The organism is Glutamicibacter uratoxydans (assembly GCF_006539925.1).
GTDB lineage: Bacteria > Actinomycetota > Actinomycetes > Actinomycetales > Micrococcaceae > Glutamicibacter > Glutamicibacter uratoxydans.
This window is the reverse complement of record NZ_BJNY01000002.1, coordinates 305,455-327,451: the sequence shown is the minus strand read 5'-3', so window position 1 is coordinate 327,451 and position 21,997 is coordinate 305,455. Positions and strand designations below refer to the sequence as shown.

22 protein-coding genes are annotated in these 21,997 nt (G+C 63.0%); 11 read left to right on the top strand and 11 right to left on the bottom strand.

From position 1 onward, the window contains the following. The first annotated feature begins 43 nt into the window (after positions 1-43). Positions 44-259 carry a hypothetical protein gene (locus AUR04nite_RS03300; protein WP_141361884.1) on the top strand — a complete coding sequence of 72 codons (216 nt, stop codon included), beginning with the start codon at positions 44-46 and terminating at the stop codon, positions 257-259. 33 nt (positions 260-292) lie between these two features. On the opposite strand, the gene AUR04nite_RS03295 is transcribed toward AUR04nite_RS03300, so the two are convergent. Next, positions 293-1,057 (bottom strand): ABC transporter permease, encoded by a 765-nt coding sequence (locus AUR04nite_RS03295; protein ID WP_218024626.1) that lies wholly within the window; start codon positions 1,055-1,057, stop codon positions 293-295. 96 nt (positions 1,058-1,153) lie between these two features. Here AUR04nite_RS03295 and AUR04nite_RS03290 point away from each other — a divergent pair, with 96 nt between their 5' ends. Further along, entirely contained in the window at positions 1,154-2,335 is a 1,182-nt protein-coding gene (locus tag AUR04nite_RS03290) for an ATP-binding protein (RefSeq protein WP_141361882.1), read from the top strand. Positions 2,336-2,347: 12 nt separating this feature from the next. On the opposite strand, the gene AUR04nite_RS03285 is transcribed toward AUR04nite_RS03290, so the two are convergent. From AUR04nite_RS03285 to AUR04nite_RS03270, 4 genes are all read right to left on the bottom strand, one after another. Beyond that, on the bottom strand, positions 2,348-3,103 hold the full coding sequence (locus tag AUR04nite_RS03285; RefSeq protein WP_141361880.1) for an iron ABC transporter ATP-binding protein: 756 nt from the start codon (positions 3,101-3,103) through the stop codon (positions 2,348-2,350). Then, positions 3,100-4,083 (bottom strand): iron chelate uptake ABC transporter family permease subunit, encoded by a 984-nt coding sequence (locus tag AUR04nite_RS03280; RefSeq protein ID WP_141361972.1) that lies wholly within the window; start codon positions 4,081-4,083, stop codon positions 3,100-3,102. The genes AUR04nite_RS03285 and AUR04nite_RS03280 overlap by 4 nt, the downstream gene beginning before the upstream one ends. Positions 4,084-4,138: 55 nt before the next feature. Continuing rightward, positions 4,139-5,107: an ABC transporter permease gene (locus AUR04nite_RS03275; RefSeq protein WP_141361878.1), complete on the bottom strand. Its 969-nt coding sequence runs from the start codon at positions 5,105-5,107 to the stop codon at positions 4,139-4,141. Positions 5,108-5,193: 86 nt separating this feature from the next. Further along, positions 5,194-6,177, bottom strand: coding sequence for a siderophore ABC transporter substrate-binding protein (locus tag AUR04nite_RS03270; RefSeq protein WP_141361876.1), 984 nt, complete (start codon positions 6,175-6,177; stop codon positions 5,194-5,196). Between the two features lie 280 nt (positions 6,178-6,457). On the opposite strand from AUR04nite_RS03270, the gene AUR04nite_RS03265 reads away from it, so the two are divergent. Beyond that, the gene (locus AUR04nite_RS03265; protein ID WP_141361874.1) at positions 6,458-7,054 is read left to right on the top strand and encodes a GNAT family N-acetyltransferase; all 597 of its coding nucleotides are present in this window, start codon (positions 6,458-6,460) and stop codon (positions 7,052-7,054) included. On the opposite strand, the gene AUR04nite_RS03260 is transcribed toward AUR04nite_RS03265, so the two are convergent. Together AUR04nite_RS03260 and AUR04nite_RS03255 are read right to left on the bottom strand one after the other, a co-directional pair. Next, a complete protein-coding gene (locus AUR04nite_RS03260; protein ID WP_141361872.1) occupies positions 7,009-7,560 on the bottom strand; it encodes a DUF488 domain-containing protein in 552 nt (183 codons plus the stop codon). The genes AUR04nite_RS03265 and AUR04nite_RS03260 overlap by 46 nt on opposite strands. Next, positions 7,560-7,772, bottom strand: a complete 213-nt coding sequence (locus AUR04nite_RS03255) for a hypervirulence associated TUDOR domain-containing protein (RefSeq protein ID WP_141361870.1) — start codon at positions 7,770-7,772, stop codon at positions 7,560-7,562. Before AUR04nite_RS03255 ends, AUR04nite_RS03260 begins: the two co-directional genes overlap by 1 nt. A 109-nt stretch (positions 7,773-7,881) precedes the next feature. Between AUR04nite_RS03255 and AUR04nite_RS03250 the strand changes: the two genes are divergently transcribed. The 4 genes from AUR04nite_RS03250 (at position 7,882) to AUR04nite_RS03235 (ending at position 12,541) form a co-directional block, all read left to right on the top strand. Continuing rightward, the gene (locus AUR04nite_RS03250) at positions 7,882-8,562 is read left to right on the top strand and encodes an SDR family oxidoreductase (protein ID WP_141361868.1); all 681 of its coding nucleotides are present in this window, start codon (positions 7,882-7,884) and stop codon (positions 8,560-8,562) included. A 284-nt stretch (positions 8,563-8,846) separates the two neighbouring features. Next, positions 8,847-10,292 carry an APC family permease gene (locus AUR04nite_RS03245; protein WP_141361866.1) on the top strand — a complete coding sequence of 482 codons (1,446 nt, stop codon included), beginning with the start codon at positions 8,847-8,849 and terminating at the stop codon, positions 10,290-10,292. Between the two features lie 16 nt (positions 10,293-10,308). Further along, on the top strand, positions 10,309-11,532 hold the full coding sequence (locus AUR04nite_RS03240) for an acyl-CoA dehydrogenase family protein (RefSeq protein WP_141361864.1): 1,224 nt from the start codon (positions 10,309-10,311) through the stop codon (positions 11,530-11,532). 88 nt (positions 11,533-11,620) lie between these two features. Then, complete coding sequence (locus AUR04nite_RS03235) at positions 11,621-12,541, top strand: NADP-dependent oxidoreductase (protein WP_170184069.1); 921 nt, start codon at positions 11,621-11,623, stop codon at positions 12,539-12,541. A 273-nt stretch (positions 12,542-12,814) separates the two neighbouring features. Here the strand turns inward: AUR04nite_RS03235 and AUR04nite_RS03230 are convergent, their stop codons facing one another. The 3 genes from AUR04nite_RS03230 to AUR04nite_RS18405 all read right to left on the bottom strand — a co-directional run bounded on the left by AUR04nite_RS03230 (position 12,815) and on the right by AUR04nite_RS18405 (position 15,409). Next, positions 12,815-13,564, bottom strand: coding sequence for an aspartate/glutamate racemase family protein (locus AUR04nite_RS03230; RefSeq protein WP_141361862.1), 750 nt, complete (start codon positions 13,562-13,564; stop codon positions 12,815-12,817). A 12-nt stretch (positions 13,565-13,576) separates the two neighbouring features. Further along, positions 13,577-15,106: an NCS1 family nucleobase:cation symporter-1 gene (locus tag AUR04nite_RS03225; protein WP_141361860.1), complete on the bottom strand. Its 1,530-nt coding sequence runs from the start codon at positions 15,104-15,106 to the stop codon at positions 13,577-13,579. 177 nt (positions 15,107-15,283) lie between these two features. Then, the gene (locus AUR04nite_RS18405; protein WP_281285099.1) at positions 15,284-15,409 is read right to left on the bottom strand and encodes a hypothetical protein; all 126 of its coding nucleotides are present in this window, start codon (positions 15,407-15,409) and stop codon (positions 15,284-15,286) included. A gap of 353 nt (positions 15,410-15,762) precedes the next feature. On the opposite strand from AUR04nite_RS18405, the gene AUR04nite_RS03220 reads away from it, so the two are divergent. The 4 genes from AUR04nite_RS03220 (at position 15,763) to allB (ending at position 21,139) form a co-directional block, all read left to right on the top strand. Then, on the top strand, positions 15,763-16,560 hold the full coding sequence (locus AUR04nite_RS03220) for a hydroxypyruvate isomerase family protein (protein WP_141361858.1): 798 nt from the start codon (positions 15,763-15,765) through the stop codon (positions 16,558-16,560). Positions 16,561-16,593: 33 nt separating this feature from the next. After that, on the top strand, positions 16,594-17,493 hold the full coding sequence (locus AUR04nite_RS03215) for a 2-hydroxy-3-oxopropionate reductase (RefSeq protein ID WP_141361856.1): 900 nt from the start codon (positions 16,594-16,596) through the stop codon (positions 17,491-17,493). 321 nt (positions 17,494-17,814) lie between these two features. Next, positions 17,815-19,608, top strand: coding sequence for a glyoxylate carboligase (gene gcl, locus AUR04nite_RS03210; RefSeq protein ID WP_141361854.1), 1,794 nt, complete (start codon positions 17,815-17,817; stop codon positions 19,606-19,608). A 148-nt stretch (positions 19,609-19,756) separates the two neighbouring features. Beyond that, complete coding sequence (allB, locus tag AUR04nite_RS03205; RefSeq protein ID WP_141361852.1) at positions 19,757-21,139, top strand: allantoinase AllB; 1,383 nt, start codon at positions 19,757-19,759, stop codon at positions 21,137-21,139. Between the two features lie 63 nt (positions 21,140-21,202). Here allB and AUR04nite_RS03200 read toward each other — a convergent pair whose 3' ends face one another. After that, positions 21,203-21,859: a hypothetical protein gene (locus tag AUR04nite_RS03200; protein WP_141361850.1), complete on the bottom strand. Its 657-nt coding sequence runs from the start codon at positions 21,857-21,859 to the stop codon at positions 21,203-21,205. Between the last annotated feature and the right edge of the window lie 138 nt (positions 21,860-21,997).

The window sequence follows — 21,997 nt, the reverse complement described above, 5'->3', positions numbered from 1 at the left end:
AGTAGTATTTACCCCGGCCTCATGCCATGGGTACGATCCGAGCATGGAGAAGACTGCGTTGCGCTCGAAGATCGGAAAGACTGCAGTTCATGCGCTGTTGGTGCTGTTCGCTGCCCGGATCATCACGGGGCTGACGATTTCCAACGACCTGGGCTCTATGCAGGCATGGCTGAGTCTTCAAGCATGGATCGCGCCGATGGGCTTCGCGGTCATTTTCGCCGTGATCTACTGGCGCGGCCAGCCGGGAGATTTGTCTTGAGTGCGTGGTCCGCGGAAGGCTCGTGCCGCGGCATCAATGCGCCGCTGTATGCACCGGAGCTGCGCGCTCGCCGATCCGGCGCTCGATGAATTCGGCGGTCACTGCGACGCAGATGCCCTGGACCACCATGAGGTTGACCAGCACGATCAGCTGGACCAGCCCGGCTTCCAGCGGGCTGGCGCCGCCCAGCACCAAGCCGACGAAGGCGCCCGGCAGGGTCACTGTACCCACCGTGCGGGTCTGGTTGATCCCGGGCAGCAACGCCTCGGCTGCGACCGGGCGGGCTACCAGATTGTGGGCATCGCGGGTGCTGAATCCCAGCGCCAGTGCGGCCTCGACCTCGCCTTCGCGCTGCTCTAATTCCTGATGCAGCCGCCGGCCGGAAAGGTTGACCGCGGTCATCGCCTCGCCGATCAGCTGGCCGACCACCGCGATCATCGCCAGTTCGGAGAACGGCAGCACGCCGAAGCCAAGCATGAGCCCCACCACCGGCAGCACCGCGGCGGCAATCGCCGCCGCGGGCACCCACCAGGCCAGTTGGCCGATGCGCCGGGTCGCGGTCAGCGTCGCCACGGCGAACATCAGCAGCAGGAACGCGCAGGTCAAGGTCCAGGAGCGGGAGACCTGGGAAATGACCAGCGCGACCAGGACCATCTGCACCAGCGCTCGGGCGATGGCGAAGAGCATCTGGCGCGCGGGAAGCTGGATCAACCGGTAGTTGACCAGCGTTGCCGCGGCCGCTGCCACGCCGAGCATGGCCCACATGCCTGGGCCGGTGTTGAGCAGTGAAGTGCCCATGAGTCAGTCCTCGGAGCCAAGAGTATAAGAAAGTATAGTGAAGTATAGTAAAAACTTATACAGGGCTATACTTTTATATACAAAGGGGCGTGTTTCGTGGAACCTGATCTCAATCCGTACCATCCTGGTTCAGGAATTGCGCCTCGTGTGCTGGCTGGCCGCGAATCTGACCTAGCGGCATTTGACTCTCTCATTGCGCGGACGAAATTGTCTGTTCCTGTTCGGCCTATTGTCTACAGTGGGTTGCGTGGCGTTGGTAAGACCGTGCTTCTGAACAGGCTTCGCAGCCTTGCGGAGCACCATCAATTCGCGGTGATCCAGTTTGAAGCCAGGCCCGGGGCTGGCGGACCCGAAGCATCTCGGCGTGCTTTGGCATCAGGGTTTGTCCGTATTTCGGGCCGTTACCGGATGCAAGTGAGCACTGCCCGCATCAAACAAATGCTGTCGACTGTTACTTCTTTTTCGCTGAGCGTAGGAATTGAAGGCCTATCACTTGGTGTTGACCGTGATCCGTCTCGAGCATCAAGCGGGTTGCTGGACCTGGACCTTCAGGATTCCGTCGAAGATATTTCTCTTGCGCTCAGGCATGAGCGTAGTGCGCTGGTGATCTTCATCGACGAAATGCAAGAGTTGGATGAAGAACTGCTGGAATCGCTACTTACTGTGCAGCACTATGCGATGCAACGTGAATTGCCTTTTTACATTATTGGTACTGGCCTGCCCAACCTTCCCGCAAAGCTTACCGAAGCACGAAGCTACGCGGAGCGCTTGTTCGAGTACCGGATTATCGGTGAGCTTGACGACGATGCGGCGAGGGAGTCATTGACGGGGCCGGCCGGGCAGATGGGGCAGTCGTACTCCTCTGAGGCACTAGAGGCATTAATCAAGGAAACCGGCAACTACCCCTACTTCTTGCAGGAATTTGGAAGTGCAATGTGGACCGTTGCGACGGCATCGCCCTTCTCTGTGCAAAACGCGCAGGCGGCAGTAGCTCTCGGCCGGGCACGGCTTGACTCGGGGTTCTTCCCGGCTAGATGGGAGCGGGCTACGCCTTCGGAGCGCGCGTACATGTCAGCAATGGCTACGGATGGCGACAGGGAATCGCGAAGCGCTGACATTTCTCAACGGCTGGACAAGTCAGCGCAGGCGCTGGCACCCATGCGGGCCTCGTTGATCAGCAAGGGCATCATCTACTCACCGCAACGAGGATATGTTGCCTTTACCGTCCCTGGCATGGCTGATTTTATTGACCGGCAGCGCCGTTTGCTCGAAGACTGATGCTCTTAAGGCTTAGTAGTACACCGCCAACGGGCCCTTCGGGCCGTCGATGACGCTGATCGGCGTCTCGAACACGTTCGTGAGGATTTCGTCGTTCATGATGCGTTCCGGGGTGCCGAACTCGACGACCTGGCCGTTCTTCATCGCGCAGATGTAGTCGGCGTAGTGGCCGGCGAAGTTGATGTCGTGCAGCACGATCACGATGGTGCGGTTCAGCTCTTCCGCCGCACGCTTGAGGTGGCTCATCATCACCACCGAGTGCTTCATGTCCAGGTTGTTCAGCGGCTCGTCCAGCAGCACGGTGTCCGTGTCCTGGGCCAGCACCATCGCCACGTAGGCGCGCTGCCGCTGCCCGCCGGAGAGCTCGTCCAGGTAGCGGCCTTCGAGTTCGCCCAAATCGAGGAAGTCGATGGAACGGGAGATGATCGCCTCGTCGTCCTTGGTCAGCCGCCCCTTGGAGTGCGGGTAGCGGCCGAAGCCCACCAGCTGGCGCACCGTCAGCCGGGTGACGAAGTGGTTCTCCTGGCGCAGGATCGAGACGATCTTCGCCAGGTCCTTGGAGTTGGTGGTGGCCACGTCATAGCCCGCCACCTCGATCGTGCCCGAATCGATGCCCAGCAGACGGCCGACCATGGTGAGCATGGTGGACTTGCCGGCGCCGTTCGGGCCCACTAGCGCGGTGATGCCGCCGGTGGGGATCTGCAGGGTCACCGGGCCGATGGCCACGGTGGAGGAGTACTTCTTGTGGACGTCGTTCAGGGTGATCACAGCCGGCCCTTTCGCAGGATGAAGATGAGGAATGTTATGCCGCCGACGGCCTCGATGATGATGCCGACCACGCCCTGGGCGTAGAAGATGTTCTTCATGATGAAGTAGGAGCCTGCCAGCACCACGAACCCGGTGAGGAATGCCATCGGGTAGATGTAGCGGTGGTCGTAGGTGTCAGCCAGCTGGTAGGCAAGGGTGGCGACCAGGAAGCCCAGGAAGGTCAGCGGGCCGACCAGCGCGGTGCTCACCGCCATCAGGATGGAGATGAAGAACAGGCTCACCATGGTTTCGCGGCGGTGGTTCAGCCCCAGGTTGATGGTGGTTTCCTGGCCCAGTGCCAGGATGTTCAGCTTCTTGGAGCTTGCCACCAGGTAGCCGCCGGCAACCAGCACCAGCGGGATGGCCAGCGGCATGTAGCTCATTTCCGCGTTGGTCATCGAGCCGAAGAGGCGCGCGGTGAGCACGTCGAATTCGCTCGGGGTGAGCAGGCGCTGCATGAAGGTGGCGACGGAGCCCAGCCCGGTGCCGATGATGATGCCCACCAGCAACATGATCTGGATATTGCCAAGCTTGCCGCTCAGCAGCCAGCCGTAGAGCGCCACCGACAGCGCGACCATGATCGCCACCTGCAGAGCGAACTGGCCGATGCCGGTGAAGAAGGTGATTCCGGCGATGCCCAGGAAGAACACCGCGCCGGTCTGCACCACCCGGTACAGCGCTTCGAAGCCCATGATCGATGGGGTGATCAGGCGGTTGTTCGTCACCGTCTGGAAGGAGACGGTGGCGATCGCCTGGCAGGCGGCCACCACGATCATCGCCAGGATGGTGCCGGCGCGCATCTTCGCGATGATCCAGAAGCCCTGAGATCCCACTGGCATCGGGTTGTCCCAGGCCAGCAGCCCGAACCCGAACACCAGCGCGAGCGCCAGCATGACTGCAAAGGTGATCCAGTAGCGCTTGCGGACCTTGGAGGTGGGCATGGAGCCCGAGCTGCGCGGGCCGCCGCGGCCCAGCCGCACGGGGGAGGAAAGCAGATTAACCACGAGCACGCTGCCTGAGTAGTAGGACGATGAAGACCACGGCGCCGATCACGCCGAGGATCAGCGAAACCGGGATCTCGAAAGGAGAGATGATGGTGCGGCCGATCAGATCGCACACGGTGGTGATCGCGATGCCCAGCAGGCAGACCCACGGCAGGTTGCTGCGCAGGTCGTCGCCGCGCAGCATGGAGACGATGTTCGGCACGATCAGCCCCAAAAACGGCAGGTTGCCGATAACCACGGTGACCACGCCGGTGGCGATCGCGATCAGCGCGGTGCCCAGCAGCATCACATTGCGGTAGTTCAGGCCCACGTTGGTGGCGATCTCCTCGCCCAGGCCCGCCACGGTGAAGCGGTCGGCGACGATGAACACAGCAACACAGACGGCCGCGACGATCCACAGCACCTCGTACTGCCCGCGGATCACCGCGGTGAAGGAGCCTGCCAGCCAGATGCCCAGAGACTGCAGCTTGTCGGTGGTCAGCGCCAGGAAGGTGGAGAATGCGCCAACTACGGAGCCGAGCATGATGCCCACGATCGGCACCGTGAGCGAGGCCTTGAGCGAGACGCGGCGCAGGAACAGGAAGAAGAGCATGGTGCCGATGAAGGCGAAGAGGATCGCCACCGCCATCTTGGACAGGATCGATGCCTGCGGGAAGAGCACCAGCATGACCAGCAGGCCTAGGCCCGCCCATTCGGTGGTGCCGGTGGTGGTGGGCTCCACGAAGCGGTTCTGCGTGAGCAGCTGCATGACCAGCCCGCTCATCGACATCGCGGCGCCTGCCAGCACCAGGGCGATGGTGCGCGGGATGCGGGTGACGGCGAACATTTCTGCGCCGTCCTCGGCCCCGAAGATGTCGTAGACGCCGGTGAACAGCGAGAAGGCCAGAAGCACAAGCACGCCCAGGACGCCTAGGCCGAGCTTGTAGTCGAAGAGTTTGCCCTTGTGGGCGATGGTAGTCATGTTGCCGCCGGTTCGTGTGTGGTTGAGACGCGACAAGGTGGCAGGGCAACTGCCCTGCCACCTGTCTTTATGCGCTAAAGCGCATGTTACTTGGCTGCTTGAAGCGCATCAGCGAACTGGTTGAGGAATTCGGTGTAGGTCTGGATGCCCTCGTTGGTGTAGGTGTCCGAAGGCATGATCAATACCTGGCCCTTCTTCGCCGCGGTGACATTCTTCAGCGCCTCGGAGTTCTCCAGCAGCTCCTTGGCTGGCTTGTAGCCCTCCTCGTCGGCTGCCACTGCCGCGTCGCGGTCCATCACGATGATCCAGTCTGGGTTCGACTTGGCGATGGCCTCGACGGAAACGTCGTCGCCCTCGTGGTCGGTGGAGGCTTCAGGCACGTCCAGCGCAGGAGTCAGGTTCAGGAAGTCGAACATCGGGCCCACGGTGCGGCCGGTCTTGGGGGCCGAGTAGCCGAACTTGCCGCCGGAGGCGATCAGGCCCATAACGGTGTCCTTGGAGTCGTAGGCGTCGGTGACGCGCTTCTTCGCGGCTTCGAGGTCTGCGTTCAGCTTGGCAGCTTCATCCTTCTTGTTGAAGACTTCGCCCAGAACGGTGGTCTGGCGCTCCAGCTCCTTGTCCAGCGGCTGGCCGTCGCGCGGGTCCAGGTTGACCAGGGTGGCGTTAGGGGCTAGTTCCTTGAGCTTGTCGGCGTGCTGGGTGAAGCGCTGGCCGTTGATGATCAGGTCCGGGTTCACCTCGACTACTGCTTCCAGGTTTGGCTCGCGGTGGCTGCCCAGGTCGATGATGTCCTTGTTCTTGGTGTACTCGATGGTCTCCGGCATCAGCGATACGGCGCCGGCCTTGAGCTCTACACCCCAGTCGCTCAGGGTTTCGAAGGTGCGGTTGTCGGTGGCGACGACCGACTTGGCTTCGGCTGGAACGGTCTTTTCGCCGTCGTTGTCCGTGATGGTTACGGTCTTGCCCGACGCGGTGTTCTCGGAGGCCGAGGAGTTGGTCGAACCGCAGGCGGTCAGGGACAGTGCGGCGATGCTCAGGAGAGCTGCGGCGCGAAGCTTCATGGAGGCCATGTTTTCCTTCGTCGTTGGGCAACATGTGAAGTTGCTGAACAAGTGATCTTGGAATTAGCTTAGCCTTAGCTGTCCAAATTAAGAAAAGTGAATCATGTGTTAGATGACTCACCCGAGGCAGGTTTACATGACTAAATTCTCCCGGGTTCAGCTCGAAAACCGCGGAAATCCGCGGGAGAGCGTTGATAGATAGCGTTGAAATACAACTCAAAATAGTTAGCTAATTTTCTTCTTTGACGCTGGTGCACCGTGTTGAGCCCTGCTCGAATAAGCTTTTTCCATGACTGATGCGCTGAATAAAGTTGCCTGGCCGGTCCACACCCAGCGGCTGCGGCTGCGCCGGCTGGAGGCCGATGACCTGCTGGCGACGTGGCGCTATCGCCAGCTGCCAGAAGTCTATGAATGGATCACTTCCGGACCCACCGAGCTTGCTGACTACGAGCGCCTGTACTTTGAAGAGGGCCGCAGGGAGCGCGACGTCGCGGTGGAGCTGGTCGATGAGCAGGGCGCCGCAACGCTGATCGGCACCGTCATGGTCAAGGTCCATGATGGCTGGGGTCAGAGCGAAGTCGTCGAGCAGACCCTCGGGGTGGAAGCCGAGCTGGGCTGGAGCTTCGATCCTGCCTACTCGGGTCTCGGCTATGCCACCGAGGCGGTGCAGGCGGTGATCGAGCTCTGTTTCGGCGCGCTGGGACTGCGCCGGCTCACCGCTGAATGCTTTGCGGCGAACGAGCCGTCATACAAGCTGATGGAGCGGGTGGGCATGCGCCGCGAGGCCTATAGCCGGGCCAGCGGCCTGCACCGCAGCGGGCAGTGGATGGACGGAATGGTCTACGCGCTGCTGGCCGACGAATGGGAAGGCACGGCCGCGGGATAGGACAGCGGCGGGCCAGGCACCGCCCCGGCGCTGAGCGCAGCGTCGGCGGCACTCGAGCCGACCACGTGGATGACCCGCTGCCCGCGGGCGAGCAGGTGGTCGGCGATGATCCGGCGATGGCAGCGCCACCACAGCGCCTCGGCGCACATCAGTGCCACCCGGTGCTCCCGGGACAGCTCGAGCACCCGCTGCAGGGCGTCGGCGAACTGCTGGCCCATGGCGTAGTCCGCATAGTTGTGGAAGCTGCGGTTCTGCCACCAGGCGTTGCGCTCAAAGGGCACTGTTTTGCTCACCGGCCGGCGCCCGGCCAAATCCGGGTCGCAGCGCAAGGCGATGGAGTCAGCCGCTAGGCGCTGTTCGAGCTGATCCGCGTTGAACTGCGGAAATTTGGCAGAGCCGCGCAGCTTGCGCACATCGAGCACCGTGTCGATGCGCTGCTCCAGCAGCAGCGCGGTGAAGTCCTCGCCTGACAGGTTTGAATGGCCGATGGTGAAGACCGGCTGCACTAGGAGTCCTGAACCAGATGCAGCGCGCTGCCCTTGTGGGCGGCGATGTGCTCGGTCTTATCGCTCTTGATCTCGTACTGCGGCTCGTGGGAGCTGGCGTGCCGGCGGTGGCCCTTGTAGTCGAAATCAGCGGTGTGGATTTTGGTGATGCGGCCGCTGACCCTGCCAGCTTCCGAGTTCCATGAGACGTGGTCGCCGACTGAAAATTCCATGGTGGTGCACCTGTCCTTCCTGTATCCATTCAAGCACTGCGCCCCTGCCGCGCGGAATAGCAGGGGGAGGAGGGAGGTTGTTAATGGGCAGACAACGAGAGGAAACGTTATGACCGATACACCACGCGTAGTCATTCTGGGCGGGCACGGCAAGGTTGCGCTGCTCGCCGCCCCCAAACTTATTTCCCGCGGGTTTGCCGTGGATTCGCTGATCCGCAAGCCCGAGCAGGCGGCGGATGTGCAGGCAGCCGGAGCCAATCCGGTGGTGCTGGACATTGAACGTGCAGGCGTGGATGAATTGGCCGCCGCCTTCGAGGGCGCCGCCGCCATCGTCTTTTCTGCGGGCGCCGGCGGCGGCGACCCGCTGCGCACGAACGCCGTGGACTATGAATCCGCGGTGCGCGCGATCCGCGCCGCCAAGCAGAGCGGAATTTCCCGCTTCGTGATGGTCTCCTACTCCCGCGCGCTGGTCGACGTGGAGGTGCTCGACCCCTCGCACTCCTTCTACCCCTATGCCAAGGCGAAGCACCGGGCCGACGCGGTGCTGCGCGATTCGGGCCTGGACTACACGATCCTCGGCCCCGGCGCACTGACGCTGGAGCCTGGCAGCGGCAAGATTACCGTGGCCGATGCCCAGGGCCGGCTGGACGGGCTGGTGCCCGAAACGACCAGCACCTCCCGCGAAAACGTGGCCGAGGCGATCGCGCTGGTCCTCGGCGAGCATCTGCTGCGCGGGGCAACGGCGAACTTCTTCGACGGCGAAACCGACATGGAAGCCGCCTGGCGCTAGAACACCCGAAGATCCCCCGCGGTTCAATAGCCGCGGGGGTTTTGCCGTGTCCAGCAGATTTCAAGCAAAAATCGAAAATGACGCCGGCTTCCGGCCAATGCGTCATTTATGTCGAAATACAACGCTGGATGTGACGTGCTGGCGCTGCGGCGGCCGGCGAATGTGACGCGCGGCGGCAGGCTGTGTGACGGCGTCTGAATTTTCGTTGCACCGCCCTTCAGCCCCGCGATTCCAGCTCCTATCGTTGAGCCAACCCCTCAATGAACAACTGGAAGCACCTCGCCATGTCCCACAACCAAACACTTGCCCCGGCGCCTGCCGCCGAAACCGGCACCGAGCCGGGCGGCCGCCTGCGCGGCAACCTCTCGGTGGCCTCCATCGTCTTCATCGTCGTCGCCGCCGCGTCTCCACTGGGCGTCATCGGCGGGCCCGTGCCGCTGGGCATCGCCGGCGGCAACGGGACCGGCTTCCCGTTCTCCTTCGTGATCGCCACGGTGGTGCTGCTGCTGTTCTCGGTGGGCTTCACCCAGATGACCCGCTTTGTGCCCAACGCCGGCGCGTTCTACGCATACATCGGCGCCGGGCTGGGGCGCGGCCTGGGCCTGGGAGCGGCGTTTGCCGCGCTGTTCGCCTACCTGGCGCTGGAAGCCGGTGTGTTCGGGCTGTTCGGCCCGGGGCTGGCGGAGCTGGTGCAGGCCTACGGCGGCCCGGAGCTGCCGTGGTGGCTGTGGGCGGCGCTGGGCTTCGTCATCGTGAGCATCTTCGGCTACCTGAACATCGAACTGTCGGGCAAGCTGCTGGCGGTGCTGCTGATCGCCGAGGTGGCGATCGTGCTGGTGCTCGACGCGGTGGTGGTGTTCTCCGGCGGCGGCCCCGAAGGCTTCGCCACCGGCATCGTCACCCCGGCGCAGATCGTCTCCGGGGCGCCGGGCGTGGGAATCCTGTTTGCGATCCTCAGCTTCGTCGGCTTCGAGGCCACCGCGGTGTTCCGCGACGAGGCCAAGGACCCGGACCGCACCATCCCGCGCGCCACCTACATTTCGCTGATCTCCATCGGCGTCTTCTACACCCTGTCCAGCTGGGTGCTGATCAGCGCCAACGGCGAAAGCACCATCGTGGAGAAGGCCACGCAGAACCCCGGCACGCTGCTGCAGAGCACCACCGAAGCCTACCTGGGCGCAGCCGGCGGGCACATCGCCCAGCTGCTGTTCGTGACCAGCCTGTTCGCCTGCATCCTCTCCTTCCACAACATCGTCTCGCGCTACTTCTTCCAGCTGGGCAGCCGCGGCATCCTGCCGGCCTCGCTGGGCACCGCGCACCCGAAGCTCGGATCGCCAGCCTCCGCCTCGCTGCTGGCCTCCTCGGTGGTCGGCGTGCTGGTGGTCCTGGCGGTGCTGCTGCGGCTGGACCCGATCGCCCAGTTCTACACCTGGCTGGGCGGCATCTCCTCGGTGGGCGTGGTGCTGCTGCTGACGCTGACCTCCATTGCGGTGCTGGTGTTCTTCGGGACCAAGCAGAAGGGCGGGCCGAGGTGGCAGCGCCGCATCGCCCCGGGCCTAGGGCTGCTGGGCCTGCTTGGATTCCTGGCGATCATCCTCGCCAACCTGCCTTCTCTGGTCGGCGAAGAGGGCTACGGCCCGTTCTCCATCGGCGTGCTGGTCCTGCTTTCTGCGGGCCTGGTCGCCGGCCCCATCGTCGCCGCCCAGCGCCGCTCGCTCACCCTCGACTAGCACCGGAAGAAGAACCATGACCAACCACCTTGTTGAAGAACTGCCGCTGTTCAGCGGAACGGCCGATGCGACGGAGCTGGCGCACTACAGCGAAATCGCGCGGCGCGCGGCCAGCCTGCTGACCGAGGGCGCGCTGCAGCGCGATGAAAGCGGCGCTGTGCCGCACGAGGCCATCGAGCTGCTGCGCGAGCACGGGCTGGCCAAGCTCGTGGTGCCCGAGCGCTTCGGCGGATCCGGAGCGCACTGGGAAACCGCCTTCGCGGTGGTGCGGATCCTGGGCCGGGCAGACGCGTCCATCGCGCAGATCCTGGGCTACCACTACTTGAACTCCTCCTGCCTGGCCTTCTACGGCCAGGGCCGCGACCAGTCGCGGTTCTTTGAGAAGATTGCGGCGCAGGAGCAGCTGTGGAGTGATGCGCTGAATCCGGTGGATCCGGATCTGAGCCTGGTGGCAGACGGCGAAGGCTATCGGCTGAACGGGCTCAAGCGTTTTGCCACCGGGGCAGCAGCCACCGATGTGATCATCTCCGCGGCCCAGGCCAGCGGCGGCGCGCATGACGGCAAGGTGGTGATCTTCGCCTTCGAGCGCACCCGCGAGGGAGTGCACTTCCAAGACGACTGGGACCACCTGGGCCAGCGCGCTTCGGCCAGCGGCTCGGTGAAGTTCCAAGACATCGAAATCACCGAGGACGACATCGTGGGCTTCGACGAGGGCACCGCCTTCTCCACGCTCGTGACCCCCGGAGTGCAGCTGCTCTTCGGCAACATCTACCTGGCCGCCGCCCAGGGGGCATTGGAACAGGCCCGCGAGCTGACTCTCGCACGGAAAAACTCGTGGTTCCTGTCCGGGGTGGACACCTATGCGCAGGATCCGCTGGTGCACCGCACGCTGGGCGAACTGGTGGCCAAGACCCAGGCGGTCGAAGCGCTGGCCGACCGGCTCAACCGCCGCTACGACGAGGTCATAGGGCGCGGAACTGCTGTCACCGCCGAAGACCGTGCACAGTTGGAGGTCGAGATCGCCGGACTGAAGGTCGTCTCCACCGAGGTGGCGCTGGAGGTGACCAGCAGGGTCTACGAGGCCACCGGCGCCAGCTCCACCAAGCGCTCGATCGGCCTGGACGTGTTCTGGCGCAATGTGCGCACGCACTCGCTGCACGACCCGGTGGACTACAAGAAGGTGGAAGTCGGCGCCTACTTCCTGAACGGGACGGTGCAGCCGATCTCGCTGTACACCTGAGTCTGTGGCTTTGTAGACACTGGGAATGAATGCGCGCCGGGCTCCTGTTGGCATAGACAGAGAACTGAACCCGAACGAAGGAAGTGCCATGCGCGCAGTTGTCTACGATACGTACAGCCAGGATCTTTCAAGCCTTGAGGTCCGCGAGGTGCCGAAGCCGAAGGTCGGCCCGGGAACCGTGCTGGTCAAGGTGAAGGCCGCCGGCGTGAACCCGGTGGACTGGAAGGTCATGGCTGGCTACCTCGACCCGCTGATGGACGCCTATTTCCCCGTCATTCCCGGTTGGGATGTGGCAGGAGTGGTGGAAGCGGTGGGTTTTGACACCCCTGAATTCCACGTGGGCGACGAGGTGATGGCCTACGCGCGCAAGGACGTGGTCCAGGGCGGAACCTTTGCCGAATATGTGGTGGTTCCTGCCAAGGCCGTGGCGCTCAAGCCGGCGGAACTGAGCTGGGAGCAGGCAGGCGGCCTGCCCTTGGCCGGCGGCACCGCGCAGCGTGCGCTGGATACCCTGGGGGACCTGGACGGCAAGACGCTGCTGGTCCATGGCGCGGCAGGCGGCGTGGGCAGCCTGGCGGTGCAGCTGGGCGTGGCCCGCGGCGCCACGGTGCTGGGCACCGCATCGGAGAAGAATTTCGACTTCCTGCGCGGCCTCGGCGCGGTGCCGGTGGCCTATGGCGAAGGCGTGGTCGAGCGCGTGCTTGAGGCTGCCGGCGGCAAGGTGGACGCGGTGGCGGACTTCGTCGGTGAACAGCTTGAGACAACCCTCGCGGTGCTCGCCGACGGCGGGAAGCACGTCTCCATTGCGGACGGCGGCGTGGCCGAGCACGGAGGGCGCTATGTGTGGGTACGTCCGGACGGCGGGGAAACTGCGCGCCTGGGCGAATTGGCTGCCAGCGGAGCGTTGAAGGTCGAGGTGGCGCAGAGTTTCGGGCTGGATCAGGTGGCCCAGGCTTTTGCGCTGAGCCAGAGCGGCCATGTGCGCGGCAAGCTCGTGATCGTCCCGTAGCTGGGGGCTTAAAGTGAAGAACCCCGCTTTGGGGAAGCGGGGTTCTTCGTGTCATCACTCGCACCTTCATGAGGTACTTACGAGTCTAGATGCGGAAATTATGGGCGAGCTGAGTTGCTGCTCGGCGTTCTCTCGGTATCTGCGAGCCGCGGCCTGCCTGCCGGTTAAATTGAAGAACCCTGCCTTGGGGAAGCAGGGTTCTTCGTGTCATCACTCGCACCTTCATGAGGTACTTATGAGTCTAGGACGCGTTGCTGTGCAGAAACTGGGTTATTACTTCTGGTTGCCTGCACGAGCCGACTGGCGGGTGATCGGCCAGCCGGTGACCTGCTTGGGGCGCGGGTTCGCGTAGGTGCGGACCTTGGAAGTGCTCAGTCCCAGACGGACCAGCGACTCGGCGATGGTCACCGCGGCGCGCACGCCGTCGACGATCGGCACGCCGGTGGCGGCCGCCACCTTTTCCTCCAGCTCGGCCATTCCGCCGCAGCCCAGGCAGATGACCTCTGCCTTGTCGTCCTCGACAGCCTTGCGGGACTGCTCGACGATCGCCTCGACGGCGCGCTCCGGATCAGATTCTAGTTCCAGCACGCCCAGCCCGGAGGCGCGCACCGAAGCCAGGCGGTCGGTCAGGCCTGCCAGCTTGAGCCGGTCCTCGATCAGCGGCACCGCGCGGTCGAGCGTGGTGACTACCGAATACTTATGGCCCAGGAACTGGGCGGTGGAAGCGGCGGCCTCGGTGATGTCCACGACCGGGACGTCTAGCAGCTCCTGCAGGCCTTCGCGGCCGTGCTCGCCGTAGCCGGCCTGGATGACCGCGTCGAATGGCTCGGGGTAGTTCACTACCTTGTCCATGACGGCGATGGCCGCCAGGTAGCTTTCGAAGTTGCCCTCGCAGGAATCCGCGCCGAAGTCGGGGGTCAGCTCGATGATCTCGGTGCCCGGCGAGGCGACCTGGCGGGCTGATTCGCCGATGGCGTGGGTCATCGAGGCGGTGGTGTTGACGTTGAGTACAAGAATGCGCATGGTTCCGCCCCTTTAGTGAGTTGGCTTCACGGCGATTGGCTCGCCGTCGATGTCTGCAAGGTCATGCTGGCGCTTGGCCAGCAGCAGGTAGGCGATGGCGCCGGAGCCCGAGCCCAGGAACCAGGCAAACTCGCTGACCACGTGCAGGGCTGGAACGAAGGCCAGCATCAGCGCAATCGCCGCGCTGATCACCAGCGCCGCCACGGCGCGGGGGTTGAAGCCGCGGGTGAAGAAGTAGGTGCCGTCCGGCTCGGTGCGGTACAGGTCGATCACGTTGACACGAGCCTTGCGGATCAGCCAGTAGTCGGCCATGATGATGCCGAACAGCGGGCCGAGCAGCGCGCCGAGGCCGCCGAGGAAGTAGTTGATGATCTCGGGGGAGTTGTACAGGTTCCACGGCAGGATGATCAGGCCGATCACGCCGGAGATCAGCGCCGCCTTGCGGAAGTTCAGGTGCTTCGGGAACAGGTTGGTCAGCGCGAAGGTCGGAGCCACGAAGTTTGCCATCAGGTTCACCGCGATGGTCAACACCAGCAGGGCGCCGGAGGCCAGCAGCAGCAGCGCGGTGTTCGGGATGGCGGAGACCACGTCCGACGGCGAGGTGATGACGGTGCCGTTGATGGCGAACTGGGTGCCGGAGAGCACCACGACGATGGCGCCGAAGAACAGCATGTTGATCGGGATGCCGAAGAAGTTGCCCTTGACGATGGCCTTCTTGGAGTTTGCCGAGCGGGTGAAGTCGCAGAAGTTCAGCACGAAGGTGCCGTAGATGGCGACCCACAGGGAGGCGGCGCCGAGCATGCCGGTCCACATTTCAAGGCCGCTCTTCGGCTCGCCGGTGTGCATCGCGACGGTGAAGCCGGATTCGAAAAGCATCCAGATGGCCAGGGAGAGGAAGGTCAGCAGGATGATCGGGCCGGCGAAGGCCTCGTACTTGCGGATCATTTCCATGCCGTAGGAGACGATGACCAGCTGGATGATCCAGAGGATCACGAAGCAGATCCAGCCCAGGATGTTCAAGCCCAGGAAGCTGGTGTCCTGCAGGGAGGCTGCACCCGGGGCCACGGCGATGACCATCACCGAGAGCACCTGGGATGCCAGGTAGGTCTGGATGCCGAACCAGGCGATGGCTACGGCGCCGCGGATCAGCGCGGGGATCTGCGCGCCGTTGATGCCGAAGGCGATGCGGCTCATGACCGGGAATGGCACGCCGGTCTTTTCACCCATGAAGCCCGAGAGGGTCAGCAGGGCGAAGAGCAGCAGGGCGCCGATGCCCAGTGCGCCGAGGATCTGGAAGCCGCTCATGCCCAGGGCAAAGAGGCCGATGGCAAAGGCGTAGTTGCCCAGCGAGTGCACATCGTTGGCCCAGAGGGTGAAGATGCTGTAGGCGTTCCAGGTGCGGCCTTCGCGGGTGGTGGGCGCGAGGTCCTTGTTGTATAGCGAAGCGCTGAGCTTGAAGGGGTTTGCCGGGTCGATGCCCTGGCTGGCGTGCTGTGCGGATACTGAATCCGAGGTGAGGGCCTGTGGCGTGTCTTGCGCCATGATGGTAGTCCTTGTCCGAAGGACCGCAGCCGCGCAGGGCCCGAAACGCAGTTTGCCGGCGTATTTAAAGGCGCGCGAAGATGCGGTCAAAAATCTTGCTGAAAAAGTGCAAAGAATCTTGCAGACATGTGCCGCGCGGGCGGCACATTCAGTGTGCCAGGCGCAGCTGCGAAGGACTTATGGAAATACAGGCTGGCCGAAGTTCGCGTAGAACTCGGCAGTTGGTCCAAAGTCGTGCATCAACGGTTGTTGCTTCCCTAGGTAGGGGCGCTTGCGGTGCTCCGCGCGCTGTGGGTGGTTCATGGCTGCTCCTGAGCGGTACTCCGAGATATGTGCCGGTTGGTATACCACTGTATGCGGTGGCTCACATTATCGCAATAGCGTAATTTAATTTCACGAAGCGGTAATAATTCCTATCGTTCTGACTTGCGGAAACTGCTCGAAAAAGAGTTGGCTCCCAGTCTTCGGCCTCGCGATATCCTCGCGTTTCTCCTATATAGGGGGTAAATATCAGCTTTATTTGGCGAGTCTGTGCACTTGGTGGAAGTGTGTCGTCGACGTCTTGACAGTGATCTAGATCCCGTTCTAGAGTTTTCATAAAGCAAAACCAAACTTCCATAAAGTGGAAAACGATCTAGTTCTCGAAGGGGAAGCCAGTGTCATACACTCTGAACTGCTCGATCCTGCTCACCGAACTGCCAATCCTTGAGCGCGCAGCCGCAGCCAAGGCTGCGGGATTCGACAGCGTTGAATTCTGGTGGCCCTTCGCTGAAGCCGTACCAACCGACAAGCAGGTCGACGAATTCGTTGCATCCATCAAGGATGCAGGCGTTCAGCTGGACGGCCTGAACTTCTTCGCCGGCGACATGCCTGCCGGCGACCGCGGCCTGGTGTCCTGGAAGGGACGCTGCGGCGAGTTCAAGGACAACGTTGCAGTAGTGGCGGCCATCGGCGAAGCTACCGGATGCAAGTCTTTCAACGCCCTGTACGGCAACCGCCTTGAGGGCTTCACCGCCGAAGAGCAGGACGAGCTGGGTCTGAAGAACCTGGTCGCCGCCACCGAGGGCGTAGCAAAGATCGGCGGCACCGTGCTGATCGAACCAGTTTCCGGCACCGAGGCCTACCCGCTGAAGAAGGCCGCCGACGCACTGAAGATCGTCGATGCAGTCAAGGCCACCGGCAACACCAACATCGCACTGCTTGCAGACTTCTACCACATGGCAGTCAACGGCGACGATGTTGCAGCAGTCATCGAGGCGCACGCCAAGGACTTCGGCCACATCCAGATCGCCGACGCACCGGGCCGCGGCGCTCCAGGCACCGGCAACCTGCCGCTGTTCGACTGGATCAACCGCTCGGTCGAGCTGGGCTACACCGGCAAGGTGGCCCTGGAGTACAAGCAGGATTCCGCCACCGCATTCGACTGGCTGAAGACCGCTTCCGCCAACGCCTAAGCATCACAGACTTCTTCGAAAAGGACTTACAACATGTCGCAGAACGTAGCATTCATCGGCCTGGGAATCATGGGCCTGCCAATGGCAAAGAACCTGCTGAACGCAGGCTTCGCAGTCAAGGGTTTCAACCGCAGCCAGAAGGCCATCGACGACCTGGTCGCAGCCGGCGGCGAAGGCGCCACCTCGATCGCTGACGCGGTCAAGGACGCAGACATCGTCATCACCATGGTTCCGGACTCCCCGGACGTCGAGGCAGTCGTCACCGGCGCAGAAGGCGTTTTCGCCAATGCCAAGGCCGGCGCACTGTGGATCGACAACTCCTCGATCCGCCCAGACGTTTCGGTCAACCTGGCAGCTGCAGCCCGCGAAGCAGGCCTGCGTCCACTGGACGCCCCGGTCTCCGGCGGCGAGCAGGGCGCTATCGACGGCGTGCTGTCCATCATGGTCGGCGGCGAGCAGGCAGACTTCGACGCAGCCTCGGCAGCGCTGAACGCTGTGGGCAAGACCATCGTCCTGGTGGGCCCATCGGGCTCCGGCCAGACCGTGAAGGCAGCCAACCAGCTGATCGTTGCGGCCAACATCCAGGCACTGAGCGAAGCAGTCGTCTTCCTCGAAGCCTACGGCGTGGACACCGACTCGGCCATCAAGGTCCTCGGCGGCGGCCTGGCAGGCTCGGCAGTGCTGAACCAGAAGGCCCAGAAGATCCTGGACCGCGAATTCGCACCGGGCTTCCGTCTGGCCCTGCACAACAAGGACATGGGCATCGTCACCTCGGCCGCCCGTGAAGCAGGCGTCGTGCTCCCGCTGGGCGCACTGGTTGCCCAGCTGGTCACCTCCACCGTTGCCTCCGGCGACGGCGCACTGGACCACTCGGGCCTGTTCCGCGGCGTACAGCGCCTGTCGGGCAAGGTCGACGAGACCGTCTCCGCCTAAGCACTAGGCAAAAAACTTCCTGCGGCGCTGGCGCCAGGTAACTTCAACCCCTCGGATTTCGGTGGTGTGCCGACCCTGAACGATGTTGCTGACTCGGTGTTTTGATGACACGGCAAAACACGAGAAATCATCATTGGCACGCAATGAGCTTTGTTCCAGTTCATTGCCGGAATCCGGTGCTCAAGGGGGCGAAGTCATGGTGACTCATGCACCTGGCGCCTCGCCGCAGGGTACCTCTCTTCCCGCAGTACTCATTGCCGCCCGGCCGTTCCTGCTCAGAACGGCCAGGCGACGCACTCAAATTTTTAGGACGTGAACCCCATGGCAAAGATGCGCGCTGTAGACGCCATTGTGCTGATTTTGGAAAAGGAAGGCGCAACCGAGGCTTTCGGCCTGCCAGGTGCTGCCATCAACCCGCTGTACTCGGCCATGAAGGCCCACGGCGGCATCCGCCACACCCTGCACCGCCACGTTGAGGGCGCATCGCACGCAGCCGACGGCTACTCGCGCGCCACCGGCAAGATCGGCCTGTGCCTTGGCACCTCCGGTCCTGCAGGCACCGACATGATCACCGGCCTGTACGCGGCCGCCGCCGACTCGATCCCATTCCTGGCGATCACCGGCCAGGCACCGACCAACGTGCTGCACAAGGAAGACTTCCAGGCAGTGGACATCGAGTCCATCGCCAAGCCGGTCACCAAGTTCGCCTCCACCATCCTGGAGCCGGGCCTGGTCCCAGGCACCTTCGCCAAGGCCTTCCAGGTCATGCGCTCCTCGCGTCCAGGCCCAGTGCTGCTGGACCTGCCGATCAACGTGCAGATGGCTGAGATCGACTTCGACATCGACGCCTACGAGCCATTGCCAGTGGAGAAGCCGAAGGCCACCCGCGGCCAGGCTGAGAAGATCGTGGACCTGCTGCTTTCGGGCAAGAAGCCATTGATCATCGCCGGCGGCGGCGTCATCAACGCCAACGCATCGGAGCAGCTTGTTGAGCTGGCCGAAGAGCTGAACATCCCGGTTTCCCCAACCCTGATGGGCTGGGGCGCGATCGCCGACGACCACCGCCTGCAGGCTGGCATGGTCGGCATCCAGACCCACACCAAGTACGGCAACGCCACCTTCTTGGAGTCCGACGTGGTTCTGGGCCTGGGCAACCGCTGGGCCAACCGCCACACCGGTGCCCTGGACGTGTACCGTGCAGGCCGCAAGTTCATCCACGTCGACATCGAGCCAACCCAGATCGGCCGCGTGTTCACCCCGGACCTGGGCATCACCTCGGACGCCGGCGCAGCTATCGACGCCATCCTGGAAGTTGTGCGCGAGCGCAAAGCCGCAGGCACCCTGCCTGACTACACCGAGTGGGCCGACGCATCGACTGCACGCAAGGGCACCGATCACCGCAAGACCAACTTCGACAACATCCCGGTCAAGCCGCAGCGCGTGTACCAGGAAATGAATGCGGCCTTCGACCGCGACACCACCTACGTGTCCACCATCGGCCTGAGCCAGATCGCCGGCGCGCAGATGCTGCACGTCTTCGGTCCACGCCGCTGGATCAACGCAGGGCAGGCAGGCCCGCTGGGCTGGACCGGTCCAGCCGCCCTGGGCGTCGTCCGCGGCAAGCCAGGCCAGAAGGTTGTTGCCCTTTCCGGCGACTACGACTTCCAGTTCATGATCGAAGAGCTGGCAGTAGGCGCACAGTTCAAGCTGCCTTACGTGCACGTAGTGGTTAACAACTCCTACCTGGGCCTGATCCGCCAGTCGCAGCGCGGCTTCGACATGGATTACCACGTACAGCTGGGCTTCGACAACATCAACTCCCCAGAGACCAACGGCTACGGCGTGGACCACGTCAAGGTTGCCGAAGGCCTGGGCTGCAAGGCTGTTCGCGTCGAGGATCCTGCCAAGCTGGCCGACGGCTTCGCCGAGGCACAGCGCCTGGCCGAGGAGTTCCAGGTGCCAGTGGTTGTTGAAGTGATCCTGGAAAAGGTCACCAACATCGCCATGGGCGCAGCCTTGGATGCTGTGAACGAGTTTGAAGACTTGGCATTGACCGCCGAAGATGCACCGACCGCGTTGGTGCCGCTGGGCGCAGATGCCACCGTGAGTGCCTAAAGGTTAGTCGTCGCTACCTAGACACGCACAAATGTTTTGGCGCGGGGCACCGGTTCACCAATATGGGTGTGCCCCGCGCCACAACCATCTAGAATTACAAAGGCTGCGTAGTGCAGCCGCCAAAGATTTTAACGAGTAGGAACGCCTCATGAGCATCAACGAAGCCGTTGAACGCGAAGCAAATTCCGCCGCAAAGGCCCAGTTCGACCTGGTTCTGCGCGGCGAACGCATTTTGACCACCGCCGGCATCACCGCACGCGAAATCGGTGTGCGCGACGGCAAGATCGTCGCCATCGAACCGCTGGGCAACAACCTTGAAGGCAAGCGCGTCATCGAGGTCGGCGCCGACGAGGTGCTGCTGCCAGGCCTGGTGGACACCCACGTGCACGTGAACGAGCCCGGCCGCACCGAGTGGGAGGGCTTCGAGTCCGCCACCAAGGCAGCGGCAGCTGGCGGCGTGACCACCATTGTGGATATGCCGCTGAATACCATTCCTCCAACGGTGACCTTGGAGAACCTGGAGATCAAGAAGGCCGCCGCGGCCCCTAAGGCTTACGTAAACGTCGGCTTCTGGGGCGGTGCCATCCCAGGCAACAAGGGCAACCTGCGCGAACTGCACGACGCGGGCGTCTTCGGCTTCAAGTGCTTCCTGCTGCACTCCGGCGTGGACGAGTTCCCTGCCTTGACCGTCGATGAGATGGAAGAGGACATGGCAGAGCTGAAGTCCTTCGACTCGCTGATGATCGTGCACGCCGAGGATTCCAGCTCCATCGACCACGCACCGGACGCCGAGGGCGACCAGTACGACCGCTTCCTGAAGTCCCGCCCGCGCGGCGCCGAGAACGTGGCCATCGCCCAGGTGATCGAGCGCGCCCGCTGGACCGGAGTGCGCGCCCACGTGCTGCACCTGTCCAGCTCCGATGCATTGGCAATGATCAAGACCGCCAAGGCCGACGGCGTGAAGATCACCGTTGAAACCTGCCCTCACTACCTGACTCTGCTGGCCGAGGAAATCCCTAACGGTGCGACCGCCTACAAGTGCTGCCCACCGATCCGCGAGGCTTCGAACCGCGAACTGCTGTGGAAGGGCCTTGAAGAGGGCATTATCGACTGCATCGTCTCGGACCACTCGCCGTCGACCATCGACCTGAAGGACGTAGAGAACGGCGACTTCGGCGTGGCGTGGGGCGGCGTAGCCTCCTTGCAGCTGGGCTTGTCGCTGATCTGGACCGAAGCCCAGAAGCGCGGCATTGCCTTGGAGAAGGTCATCTCGTGGATGTCCACCAAGCCTTCGGAGCTTGCAGGCCTGAAGAACAAGGGCGCCATCGCTCTGGGCAACGACGCCGACTTCGCGCTGTTCGCTCCAGAAGACGCCTTCGTCGTCGACGTGAAGAAGCTGCACCACAAGAACCCAATCTCGCCGTACCACGGCAAGACCCTGGCAGGCGTGGTCCGCAAGTCGATCCTGGCTGGCGAGGACATCGATTTCCAGACTCCTAAGGGCAAGCTGATTCGCCGCGGCGAAGCCTAAACCCTTAAAGAAATGCACCGCTCGAACGCACCCCTGATGGGCGCGGTCGAGCGGTGCTTTCGTTTAGTTGGTGTTGCCGGTGGTCCACTGGTTGGCCAGAGGACCGGTCAAGGTTCCGGTGCCCTTGTTCGGGTCGACAACCAGGATCGGCAGGTAGCCTCCGTTAGGGAAATCGGCTCCCTTAGGAATGACCGCGTTGCCGGTGATCTTCACAGAGTTCAGCTCTGGAGCATGGCCCGGAACCATGAGCCAGCGGATGGATCCGAGGACCGGCTCGATTGCGTCGAATTGGGAGAATCCGGTAAACGTCATCTTGGTCTTAGTGATTTCAATCTTGGACCATGCGCCATTCTGCGCCTTGTTCCAGTCGATCCCATGAGTCGGGTTGGTGAAGTCAACGCTCTTGTTGTTGCCCGTGTATTCAATGGTGATGGTGAAGACCGTCTTGGCCGGAATCATCTTCGGATTGGCTGGATCCAAGGGCGAAATACGGATGCCGTTGGCTTCGACGTAAGCATCGGCACCGCCGGATGCAACGTTGTAGGCGGTCACGTTCAGGACCGACTCGCCCTTTTCGTCTACCGGATCGGTGCCGCTGGCTGCAGCCAGCGGAACTGCGGTGGCCGCGGCAATGACAGGGACTGCCCACGCTGCTGCTTTGACGACGCTGCGGCGTGCAGGATTCGTGAGTGCTTCTGGTAGTTGATTGTTTTCAGGCACGGCGAACAGACCCCCAAGATTAGTGAACAAATAGCTACTGGTTCGTGAACTGACCCCGTTGTCACCGAACCGAGTGTTTACCTTACCTGCTGGTAACTAGTGCCTCCTGAGTGCGCAAAACCACGTAACGGCGGTCGT

Excerpts from the sequence above, each read along its gene's own strand:
- AUR04nite_RS03255 (WP_141361870.1), bottom strand. The coding sequence starts at position 7,772 with ATGGAATTTTCAGTCGGCGACCACGTCTCATGGAACTCGGAAGCTGGC.
- AUR04nite_RS18405 (WP_281285099.1), bottom strand. The coding sequence starts at position 15,409 with ATGAACCACCCACAGCGCGCGGAGCACCGCAAGCGCCCCTACCTAGGG.
- AUR04nite_RS03245 (WP_141361866.1), top strand. The coding sequence starts at position 8,847 with ATGTCCCACAACCAAACACTTGCCCCGGCGCCTGCCGCCGAAACCGGC.
- AUR04nite_RS03250 (WP_141361868.1), top strand. The coding sequence starts at position 7,882 with ATGACCGATACACCACGCGTAGTCATTCTGGGCGGGCACGGCAAGGTT.
- AUR04nite_RS03240 (WP_141361864.1), top strand. The coding sequence starts at position 10,309 with ATGACCAACCACCTTGTTGAAGAACTGCCGCTGTTCAGCGGAACGGCC.
- AUR04nite_RS03295 (WP_218024626.1), bottom strand. The coding sequence starts at position 1,057 with ATGGGCACTTCACTGCTCAACACCGGCCCAGGCATGTGGGCCATGCTC.
- AUR04nite_RS03230 (WP_141361862.1), bottom strand. The coding sequence starts at position 13,564 with ATGCGCATTCTTGTACTCAACGTCAACACCACCGCCTCGATGACCCAC.
- AUR04nite_RS03280 (WP_141361972.1), bottom strand. The coding sequence starts at position 4,083 with ATGCCCACCTCCAAGGTCCGCAAGCGCTACTGGATCACCTTTGCAGTC.
- gcl (WP_141361854.1), top strand. The coding sequence starts at position 17,815 with ATGGCAAAGATGCGCGCTGTAGACGCCATTGTGCTGATTTTGGAAAAG.
- AUR04nite_RS03300 (WP_141361884.1), top strand. The coding sequence starts at position 44 with ATGGAGAAGACTGCGTTGCGCTCGAAGATCGGAAAGACTGCAGTTCAT.
- AUR04nite_RS03215 (WP_141361856.1), top strand. The coding sequence starts at position 16,594 with ATGTCGCAGAACGTAGCATTCATCGGCCTGGGAATCATGGGCCTGCCA.
- allB (WP_141361852.1), top strand. The coding sequence starts at position 19,757 with ATGAGCATCAACGAAGCCGTTGAACGCGAAGCAAATTCCGCCGCAAAG.
- AUR04nite_RS03225 (WP_141361860.1), bottom strand. The coding sequence starts at position 15,106 with ATGGCGCAAGACACGCCACAGGCCCTCACCTCGGATTCAGTATCCGCA.
- AUR04nite_RS03270 (WP_141361876.1), bottom strand. The coding sequence starts at position 6,177 with ATGGCCTCCATGAAGCTTCGCGCCGCAGCTCTCCTGAGCATCGCCGCA.
- AUR04nite_RS03265 (WP_141361874.1), top strand. The coding sequence starts at position 6,458 with ATGACTGATGCGCTGAATAAAGTTGCCTGGCCGGTCCACACCCAGCGG.
- AUR04nite_RS03275 (WP_141361878.1), bottom strand. The coding sequence starts at position 5,107 with ATGACTACCATCGCCCACAAGGGCAAACTCTTCGACTACAAGCTCGGC.
- AUR04nite_RS03235 (WP_170184069.1), top strand. The coding sequence starts at position 11,621 with ATGCGCGCAGTTGTCTACGATACGTACAGCCAGGATCTTTCAAGCCTT.